Source organism: Pseudoalteromonas sp. SR45-5 (assembly GCF_014163565.1).
GTDB classification, from domain to species: domain Bacteria; phylum Pseudomonadota; class Gammaproteobacteria; order Enterobacterales; family Alteromonadaceae; genus Pseudoalteromonas; species Pseudoalteromonas distincta.
Genome location: NZ_JACJDN010000494.1, coordinates 1 through 3058, shown reverse-complemented (window position 1 = coordinate 3058; position 3058 = coordinate 1). Strand labels below are relative to the sequence as shown.

Sequence of the window (3058 nt, the reverse complement as noted above, 5' to 3'; positions counted from 1 at the left end):
AATTATTCTTTTATTTACTCATTTTTTAATTACGATTATTTTAAGTTAATACTCATGTTTGGGCCCGACGCAATGTCGTCTTCAAACCAACGTGATGTAATTGTTTTAGTTTCTGTGTAAAAGCGAATACCTTGCTTACCGTACGTGTGAGTATCGCCGTAAAACGAGCCTTTCCAACCAGTGAATGAAAAGAACGGAAGTGGCACCGGAATTGGCACATTAATACCTACTTGGCCTACTTCAATTTCGTGTTGGAATTTACGAGCCACTGCGCCGCTTGACGTAAATAACGAGGTACCGTTACCGTAAGGGCTGTCGTTAATAAGGGCGATTGCCTCTTCAAGCGTGTCTACAAACATACACGCTAGTACTGGACCAAATATTTCTTCTTTGTATAAATCCATCTCTTTGGTTACATCGGTAAATAACGTCGGACCAACCCAGTTACCTTGCTCATACCCTTCAACCGTAAAGTCAGAGCCATCAATTAAACAGGTAGCGCCTTGCTCTTTACCACCAGCAATGAGTGATAAAATACGTGCCTTTGCTGCTTTTGATGTTTGTGGACCGTATGCCGCGTTTGCATCATCCCACACGCCTGGGCGTACATTTTCAAAGCCTGCTTTTATTTCATCTACCCACTGACTTGCTTGACCTACAAACACAGCAACCGAAATACCCATACAACGCTGGCCAGCAGCACCGACAGATGCGCCTACTAGGTTGTTTACAACGTGCGATTTACTTGCATCAGGCATAATAACCATGTGGTTTTTAGCGCCAACACACGCTTGCACGCGTTTAAGATTTTGTGTGCCTTTAGAATAAATATAAGCACCTACACCACACGAGCCTACAAACGAAATAGCACGCACTGCTTTATCTTCTAGTAAGCGGTCTACTTGTGGTTTTGTACCATGAACAACCTGTAATACGCCTTTTGGTGCGCCGGCTTCAATAAATAGCTCAGCTAAGCGCATTGGTGTAAGTGGATCTTGCTCTGACGGTTTTAAAATAAAGGTGTTACCACACACAATAGCCAGCGGGAACATCCAAAGTGGGATCATTGCAGGAAAGTTAAATGGTGTTACGCCCGCACATACGCCAAGTGGCTGCATGTAAGAATACGTATCGATTTTACGCGCTACGTTTTCCATTGTTTCACCCATCATTAATGATGGTGCGTTTGCTGCTTGTTCTACTACTTCAATACCGCGCCAAACATCGCCTTTTGCATCTTCAAATGTTTTACCCAATTCATGGCAAATAATGGTAGCAAGCTCATCATGATGTTCTTTTAATAGCGCCGCGTACTTCATCATAATGCGAGCACGTTCAGTAATAGGTACGTCTTTCCATGTTTTAAACGTCTCAGAAGCTGAGGCAATTGCCGCGTCCATTTCTAATTCTGTGGTACATGGCACTTGTGCAAGTACTTCTTGAGTTGCTGGGTTTATAACATCGATAAGCTCTTTTGATGCTGATTGAATAAATTCGCCATTTATAAGTAGTGGTACTTGGTGCATGATTAAATCCTAGTGTGTGAGTTGTGTGTTCTCTTTTAAAATTGGTAGCGCCGCTTTGTTAGTATTATTAGTGCAGCGCTTTTATAGTTATTCGTACAGCTTTCTTATAACTATTTAATACCTAGTTAATACGCTTCTACGGCCATAGCAACCGCTTCACCGCCACCAATACATAAAGACGCAATGCCTTTTTTAAGGCCTCGGTTTTTAAGGGCATGAATAAGCGTTACTAAAATACGCGCGCCGCTTGCACCAATTGGATGACCCAATGCACATGCACCGCCGTTAACGTTTACTTTGCTTTCATCAAGTTTTAACTCGTTAATAGCCAGCATGGTTACCATGGCAAATGCTTCGTTAATTTCCCAAAGATCAACATCGTTTACAGCCCAACCTGCTTTTTCAAGCACGCTGTTCATAGCCCCTACTGGCGCTACTGTAAATTCACTTGGTTTTTGAGAATGCGTGCTGTGCGCTACAATTTTACAAAGCGGTGTTAAGCCCTGCTCTTTTGCTTTTGATTCGCTCATTAATATAAGCGCTGCGCCACCATCTGAAATTGACGATGAATTAGCCGCTGTAATAGTGCCGTCTTTTTTAAAAGCAGCACGTAAGGTAGGAATTTTTTCTGGGCGGGCGTTGCCTGGTTGCTCATCAATCGATACTGTTACATCGCCTTTGCGTGTTTGCATTGTATGGGGTGCAACTTCGTTATCAAAGCTACCATTTTGTATCGCGGCTTTAGCTTTACTTAATGAGCCTAATGCAAACGCATCCATTTGCTCGCGGCCAATGCCGTATTCGTCGGCGGTGTCTTGTGCAAAACAACCCATTGCTTTGTTGTCGTAAGCATCTTCAAGGCCATCGCTCATCATGTGATCTTTTATTTCGCCATGTCCCATACGCATTCCACCACGCGCTTTTGGAATAAAGTACGGTGCGTTTGTCATGCTCTCCATGCCACCGGCAATAGCAGATTGAATAGAGCCTGCTTTAATTAAATCGTTTGCAAGCATGGCCGCTTTTAAACCAGAGCCACATACTTTGTTAATTGTTGTAGCGCCAGTGCTAAGTGCAAGGCCAGCTTTTAACATTGCTTGGCGTGCGGGTGCTTGTCCAAGGCCTGCTGGTAATACGCAGCCCATAATTACTTCGTCTATTGCATCATTAGCCAAACCAGTTTGTGTGAGTACACTTGCAATGGCGGTAGCGCCAAGCTCGGTAGACTGCGCATCACTTAACGCTCCCATAAAACCACCCATTGGGGTGCGTTTTGCTGCTACAATTACCACTGATTCTAAAGTCATAACTAACTCCATTGTATTTATATGCAAATAGTTGTTAGTATATTTGCTCTATTAATTTAGTATTCATTTATTATTTAATACCCTTACACAATACTAACGTTTACGCCAACGTCAACTAAAAACAGCTTAATTTTTAGTTTTATAAGTGTAAGGATTATTTTCCATCGGTTAGACTACACTGACAAAATAAAAATAACCCATTGAATATTAACAACATAAATAAAC

General features: G+C 42.3%; 2 protein-coding genes. Both read right to left on the bottom strand.

Features of this window, described 5'->3' with window-relative positions; genetic code table 11:
• Nucleotides 1-35 precede the first annotated feature (35 nt).
• Nucleotides 36-1526, bottom strand: a complete 1491-nt coding sequence (locus tag H5072_RS15610; protein WP_182694039.1) for a CoA-acylating methylmalonate-semialdehyde dehydrogenase — start codon at nt 1524-1526, stop codon at nt 36-38.
• Between the two features lie 125 nt (nt 1527-1651).
• A complete protein-coding gene (locus H5072_RS15605; protein WP_024595699.1) occupies nt 1652-2833 on the bottom strand; it encodes an acetyl-CoA C-acyltransferase in 1182 nt (393 codons plus the stop codon).
• Between the last annotated feature and the right edge of the window lie 225 nt (nt 2834-3058).